The following is a 6,031-nucleotide window of genomic DNA, read 5'->3' as shown; positions in this document are numbered from 1 at the left end:
GGCCGGCTGGGCGATCGGGGTCGCCTTCGGCTGGACCGCCGCGCGCCTGGCCCTGCTGGTCGGGCCGCTGTGCACGGTCGTCGCGCTGGGCCTGTACGTGCTGGTGGTGCTGCCGCTCGACGGCGCGCAGCTCACGCCGATGCTGGCCCGCTTCCGCGGCCGCGCCCGGCGGGGCGGCTGATGCGCGTCGTGCAGGTGCTCGGGCCGAGCACGGGCGGCATCGGGGTGTACGTGCGCGCGCTGGCGGCGTACTGCGTCGGCGAGGGCGACGACGTGCGGATCGTGCCGGTCGACCTGCGCCGGCACCCGGCCCGCATCCGAGGGCTTCGCAGGAGGCTGCTGACCGAGCGGCCCGACGTCGTGCACGCGCACGGGTTCAAGGCGGCTGTCGCGGTGAACCTGGCCCTGGCCGGGGTGCGCCGAAGCAGGGCGCCGCGGCGGGTGGTGACGCTGCACAACGCGGTCGGCGCGCGCCTGGTCGAGACGCTCGCGGTGCGCCCGGCGGACGTCGTGCTCGGCGCGTCGGCGGACCTGGTCGAGCGGGCGCGGGCCCTGGGCGCGAGGGAGAGCGCGTTCGTGCCGGTACCTGCGCCGCAGCTGCCGCCGCCGAGTCGCTCGAAGCCTGAGCTGCGGGCCGAGTTCGGTCTCGACGAGGACGAACTGCTGCTGTTGAGCGTCGGCCGGCTCGCCGCGCAGAAGAGCATGTCAGTGCTACTCGACGCGGTGGAGCTGCTGGAGAAACCGCCGGTACACCTCGTGATCGCGGGCGACGGGCCGGAGCACGACGCACTCGCGGCCCGCATCGCGGCGCGCCGGCTGCCCGTCACGCTGCTCGGACAGCGCACCGACGTCGCCGATCTGCTCGCGGCGGCGGACGTGTTCGTGCTCGCATCCCGCTGGGAGGCGCGGGCCCTGGTGGTGCAGGAGGCGCTGCGCGCGGGCGTTCCGGTCGTGGCCACGGCGGTCGGCGGGCTGCCCGAACTCGTCGGCGACGCGGCCGTGCTGGTGCCGTGGAACGACGCGCGCGCCCTCGCCGAGGCCGTGCGGGCGCTCGCGGCCGACCCGCGGGAGCGCGAGCGGTTGGCCGCGGCCGGCCGGGCCCGGGCGGCGACCTGGCCCGACGCCACCGAAGCGCTTGCCCTGGCGCGAGGGTGGTATTGCTGACTCGGGCGTTTGATCACAGGCCGTGCGGCTACAGTCACAGTATGGAAACCCTGGGGGAGGACCTGGTTCTGCTCGCCCTGCGGCCCAACGGAACCATGCACGCGCAGCAGAAACTGCGTTTCGCCGTGGCGGGATCCGAACTGCTCCGGCTCGCGGCGCTGGGCCGGGTGGAGATCGTGGCCGGACGCGTCTTCCTGCTCGACGTCACCAGCACCGGCCACCCGCTGCTCGACGAAGCCCTGCTCGACCTCGGCCGCCGCGGCGGCGGGGAACCGGCCGAGGCCTGGATCGCCCGGGCCAGGCCCGGATTGCGCGAACGCTATCTGGCCCACCTCGCCGCGCAGGAGGCGGTGCGGGTGGAGCGGCACAGGGCACTGGGACTGTTCCGGGTCAGCCGTTGGCACGTGCTCGACCTCGGCCGGGTCAACGAGGTCCGTGCCCGTCTCGACCGGATCGCCGCGTCCACCGGGGAACTGACGCCGGAACAGACCGCGTTCGCCGGACTCGTGCACGTCGCCGGACTCGACGTCGCCCTCTACCCCGCCGGCCCGGGCGCCGCCGCCCGGGCCCGGCTGCGCCAGATCGCCCGCAAGCGCCCGCTCGACACGATCGCCCCCTCCACCCCCACCGACCCGGCGAACTGGCTGGTCACGGCCGTGGTGATGGCCTCGCTCGACGCCGCCGCACCCGCCTCGGTCTCCAACGCCGCGAGCCACTCCGGCGCGGCCGGATCCATCGTGCACCAGCACAACAACACGCCACAGCACGACACGCACCACCACGGGACGGGCGGCTCGCAGCACGGCGGCGGCGCGCACGGCGGCGGGTCTCACGGCGGATTCGACTCCGGCGGCGGGGGCGGGCACCACTAGCGGCTGTCAGGACAGGGCGGGCACAGGAACCCGCTCCGCTTCCCGTTCGCGCTCGGCCTCGGCCAGCGCGGCGTCGATCTTGCGGTTGCTGGTCATCGTCCCGACCACGATCGTCATGCTGGCCAGGATTCCGGCGCCGACGAGGAACGGGGCGCGCGGTCCGGCGCCCTCGGCCAGCCACCCGCCGAGGATCGCGCCGGTCGGGGCGGCGCAGACGGCGATCAGGCGGCTGGCCGCGCCGACGCGTCCCATCAGCTCGCCGGGCACGATCGCCTGCCGCACCGAGGGCCCGAGCACGATCGTCGCGCCGATGCCCGCGCCGCAGAGCGCGGAGAACAGCCCGGCCTCGACCACGGTCGAGGACAGGCCCTCACCGAGGATGCCGAGCGCCTCGAGCAGTGCGGTCGTCGTCAGCGCCGTGCCGGTGCCGAGGGCCCGGCCCAGACGCGGGCCGAGGGTCGAGCCGAGCAGACCGCCGACCGACTCGATGGTCAGCAGCAGGCCGTAGCCCGCGGTGCCCGCGTGCAGGACAGCGTGGGCGAAGACGACGAGCACCGCCGCCATGCCGGAGAAGGCGAGGTTGCCGACCGCGGGGCGTAGCGCAAGGCCGAGCAGCACGCGGTTCTGCACGAGGTAGGACGCGCCCTGCTTCGCCTCCGCGAGCAGCGAGCCCTTCGGCGGCGCGGGCTTCGGGGCGGCCTTCGGCAGGGACCTGATCATCAGGGAGCTGAAGAGGAAGGACACGGCGTCGCCGAGCATCGGGACCGTCCGGCCGAGCACGAACAGCGCGCTGCCGACCGGCGGGCCGGCGAAGTCGGCGGCGGCCAGCTCGGTGCCCTGCAGACGGGAGTTCGCCGCCACGAGCACGTCCTGGTCGCGGCCGAGCAGGTCGGGGAGGTAGGCCATGGAGGCCGTGTCGAAAAGCAGGCTCCCGATGCCCAGCAGGAAGCCCAGGCCGAGCAGCAGCGGGACGCCCAGGAAGCCCAGCGCCGCGCCGAGGACCGCCGCGGCGAGCAGCACCGCGCGGCACAGGTCGGCGATCCACATCGTGGAGCGCCGGTTCCAGCGGTCCACCAGCGCGCCGCCGATCAGGCCGAACAGCAGCCAGGGCAGCAGCGTGCTCGCCCGGACGACGCCGAGCATGACCGGGCTCTGCGTCAGGTTGAACGCCAGCAGGGGGAAGGCCGTCGCGTAGACGCCGTCGCCGAGGGAGGAGACCGCCGATGCGGCCCAGATACGGCGGAAGGACCTGGGGAGCTCGGGCTTCGCGGGCGGGAGGGTGGTCGGGTTGTTCGTGGCCTGCTTCGACATACGGCTCAAAGCTTGTCTGCCTCTTCGTCTTCATCAGTGGGGTGCTCGCCGCTCGACGCGTCGGCGGGCTTGTGGTCCTTGGGGCGGAAGAACGCGATCGAGAGCGATGCGGCGGGCTGCGTCGGATCGCTCGCGGCGGTCATGTCCTCGAGCAGCGCGCGCAGCCGGTCCGCGTACTGCTCCCAGACCTCTGCGCTCAATCGCACGTGCTTGAGCCCGATCAGCTTCTGCCCGCCCTCCGGCGCCGCCTCGATGTCGGCGAGCGCGTGGCGCAGGATGATCTCGGGTTGGCCGGGGCCGGTGCGCGGCAGTTGCAACCCCTGCGCCGGGATCGCGTAGTAGCGCTCGACGACGCCGCGGACCTTGCGCGTCTCGACGACGTGCACCATCCCGGCCTTCTCCAGCACCCGCACGTGATAGCTGGAACTGCCCTTGGCGATCCCCAGCTGCGCGGCGATCTGGGTGATCGTCGCCGGGCCGTCGCGCAGCACCGCCAGCACCCGGTGCCGGGCGTGGCTGGCGATCGCGCGCAACTGCTCGTCGGTCTCGAGGTTGAGGAGTTCGGGTTTCTCATCGTGGGGCACGGGTCAATGGTCAACGATCCTTGACCGATGGTCAAGGGTTCTTGACCGTCTTGTGATCCCCGCATCAGCCCTCGAAGAGCGGCTCTGAGCGGGCGGCCATGGAACCTACACGCGATCGCGCGCGCGGCCGCAGTTCAGCGCGGTGCGACCGCTGAATACGTACCCTGACTCTTGTCGGGGCGGCGGGCTCGGCGCAGCCTGCGTCTGACGCAATGGCGTCCAGACGTGAACGAGGAGCGCTTATGCCGAATATCCGACATCGATTCCGGCGCCCGTCCCACGGATCCGTCGGCGTGCGCCGCGGCGGCGGTCCGTCCGGCCCGACCGCCCCGGCGCGTCGGCGCCGCGGGCTGTGCGCGGCCGCCGTGGCGGCGGCCACCGTGGCCGCGACGACTCTGCCCGCGCTGGCCCTGGGTGAGAGCGGCGCCGCCGCGGCCTCGTCCGCGTGCTCGGTCGGCTACGTGGTCGACCAGTGGACCGGCGGGTTCACCGCGAACGTGACCGTGACCAATGGCGGCTCGGCGCTGACCGCGTGGAGCGTCACCTGGAGCTTCGCCGGCGGCCAGCAGGTGACCTCGGCGTGGAACGCCCAGGTGGCCCAGTCCGGCGCCGCCGTCACCGCGGTCAACGAGTCCTACAACGGCGCCGTCGCGGCCGGCGGCTCCATCCAGTTCGGCTTCCAGGGCACCTGGTCGGGCAGCAACGCCGCGCCCACGAACTTCGCGCTCAACGGTGTGGCCTGCGGGGGCGGGGGATCGGCGTCTGCATCTGCATCTGCTTCCGCCTCGGCTTCGGCCTCCGCGTCCGCCTCCGCCTCCGCGAGTAAGAGTCCGAGTCCGAGCCCGTCAGTTTCGGCCTCCGCGTCCGTATCCGCGTCGGCCTCCGCCTCGCCCTCGTCCACCGCGACCGGCACCGCATCCTCCGGCTGCACCGTGACCGGCGCGGTGTTCTGCGACGGCTTCGAGAACCAGACGAGTTCGGTGCCCTCCGGCCGCTGGAGCGTGTACAGCCTCGACTGCTCAGGTACCGGCACCGCCGCGATCGACTCGACCACCGCGTACACCGGCATCAGGTCGGCCAAGGTGGTGGGCGTCGACGGGTACTGCAACCACGTGTTCATCCGCGACACCGCGGACATGGCCCTGGCCGGCCCGGTGTGGGACGTGCGCTTCTACGTCATGCACACCACGCCGCTGCCCACCGGCCACGTCACCTTCGTGGCGATGAACGACACCTCCGAGGGCAACACCGATCTGCGCTTCGGCGGCCAGGACGGCGCGCTGATGTGGAACCGGCAGGCCGACGACCAGACGCTGCCGGACCAGAGCCCGGCCGGGGTCGCGCAGAGCGCCGCGTTGCCGGTGAACACCTGGAACTGCGTCGAGTTCCAGGTCAACGGCTCGACCGGGGCCATCACCACCTGGCTCAACGGCAGCCAGATCGCGGGCCTGAGCGAGAACGGGACGGCGGTGGCCAACGTGAGCGATCAGTGGCTCGCGGGCGCCGGGGCGACCTGGCGGCCGAGCCTGACCGACCTGAAGTTCGGCTGGGAGAGCTACGGCGGGGGCGGCAACGACACCCTCTGGTTCGACGACATCGCGCTCAGCACCGGCCGGATCGGCTGCTGAAGCAGCGCGTCGCCCACGGGATGCGGGTGCGGTGGCACCGGACCCGCATCCCGCGGGCGACGAACCGGAACCGGAACCGAAGCCGGAACCGGAACCGGAACCGGAACCGAAGCCGGAACCGGAATCAGGACACGTTGAGCGTGAGCACGGCCGTGTGCACCGAGCCGTCCAGGTCGAACTGCGCGAACACCTGCCAGGTGCCCGCTTCCGGGAACAGCGCCTCCGCGGTGGTCTGGCCGGTCGAGGCGTCCACGCCGCCGAGCGAGAGGATCTGCGCGAACGCCAGGTCCCCGGCGTGGAAGGCGGTCAGGTGCACGTAGGAGTCGAGGAAGCGCTGGAAGGACTCGACCACGCTGCCGCCCTTGGACACCACGATCTTCAGTGGTCCGGACACACCTGCCTTGGGGCTGCCGGAGAGTGTGACCGCGTACCCGTCCACGCTCGTGCTCGCGGCCGGGGCGGGGGTGGGGGA

At 72.9% G+C, this 6,031-nt stretch carries 7 protein-coding genes; 4 read left to right on the top strand and 3 right to left on the bottom strand.

Annotated elements, in window-relative coordinates:
* The 3 genes from KDL01_RS38405 to KDL01_RS38395 form a co-directional block, all read left to right on the top strand.
* Nucleotides 1–181: hypothetical protein (locus KDL01_RS38405; protein WP_212533642.1), on the top strand; the 181-nt coding region annotated here is incomplete at its 5' end.
* Entirely contained in the window at nucleotides 181–1,164 is a 984-nt protein-coding gene (locus KDL01_RS38400) for a glycosyltransferase family 4 protein (RefSeq protein ID WP_212533641.1), read from the top strand. The genes KDL01_RS38405 and KDL01_RS38400, both read left to right, overlap by 1 nt.
* A 41-nt stretch (nucleotides 1,165–1,205) precedes the next feature.
* On the top strand, nucleotides 1,206–2,036 hold the full coding sequence (locus KDL01_RS38395) for a GOLPH3/VPS74 family protein (protein ID WP_212533640.1): 831 nt from the start codon (nucleotides 1,206–1,208) through the stop codon (nucleotides 2,034–2,036).
* 6 nt (nucleotides 2,037–2,042) lie between these two features.
* Here the strand turns inward: KDL01_RS38395 and KDL01_RS38390 are convergent, their stop codons facing one another.
* Both KDL01_RS38390 and KDL01_RS38385 read right to left on the bottom strand, forming a co-directional pair.
* Nucleotides 2,043–3,347: an MFS transporter gene (locus KDL01_RS38390; RefSeq protein ID WP_212533639.1), complete on the bottom strand. Its 1,305-nt coding sequence runs from the start codon at nucleotides 3,345–3,347 to the stop codon at nucleotides 2,043–2,045.
* A 5-nt stretch (nucleotides 3,348–3,352) separates the two neighbouring features.
* Nucleotides 3,353–3,931: a winged helix-turn-helix domain-containing protein gene (locus tag KDL01_RS38385; protein ID WP_212533638.1), complete on the bottom strand. Its 579-nt coding sequence runs from the start codon at nucleotides 3,929–3,931 to the stop codon at nucleotides 3,353–3,355.
* Between the two features lie 242 nt (nucleotides 3,932–4,173).
* Between KDL01_RS38385 and KDL01_RS38380 the strand changes: the two genes are divergently transcribed.
* Nucleotides 4,174–5,559 (top strand): cellulose-binding domain-containing protein, encoded by a 1,386-nt coding sequence (locus tag KDL01_RS38380; protein ID WP_212533637.1) that lies wholly within the window; start codon nucleotides 4,174–4,176, stop codon nucleotides 5,557–5,559.
* Nucleotides 5,560–5,683: 124 nt separating this feature from the next.
* On the opposite strand, the gene KDL01_RS38375 is transcribed toward KDL01_RS38380, so the two are convergent.
* Nucleotides 5,684–6,031 (bottom strand): DUF8832 domain-containing protein (locus tag KDL01_RS38375; RefSeq protein WP_246577581.1); only part of this gene is annotated, 348 nt, incomplete at its 5' end.

The sequence above is a fragment of the Actinospica durhamensis genome, from assembly GCF_018139695.1.
GTDB lineage: Bacteria > Actinomycetota > Actinomycetes > Streptomycetales > Catenulisporaceae > Actinospica > Actinospica durhamensis.
Note: the sequence above shows the minus strand (reverse complement) of the source record. Positions and strands in the feature narration are given on the sequence as shown.

Coding starts and splice junctions, on each gene's coding strand:
- KDL01_RS38400 (WP_212533641.1), top strand. CDS start 181: ATGCGCGTCGTGCAGGTGCTCGGGCCGAGCACGGGCGGCATCGGGGTG.
- KDL01_RS38395 (WP_212533640.1), top strand. CDS start 1,206: ATGGAAACCCTGGGGGAGGACCTGGTTCTGCTCGCCCTGCGGCCCAAC.
- KDL01_RS38390 (WP_212533639.1), bottom strand. CDS start 3,347: ATGTCGAAGCAGGCCACGAACAACCCGACCACCCTCCCGCCCGCGAAG.
- KDL01_RS38380 (WP_212533637.1), top strand. CDS start 4,174: ATGCCGAATATCCGACATCGATTCCGGCGCCCGTCCCACGGATCCGTC.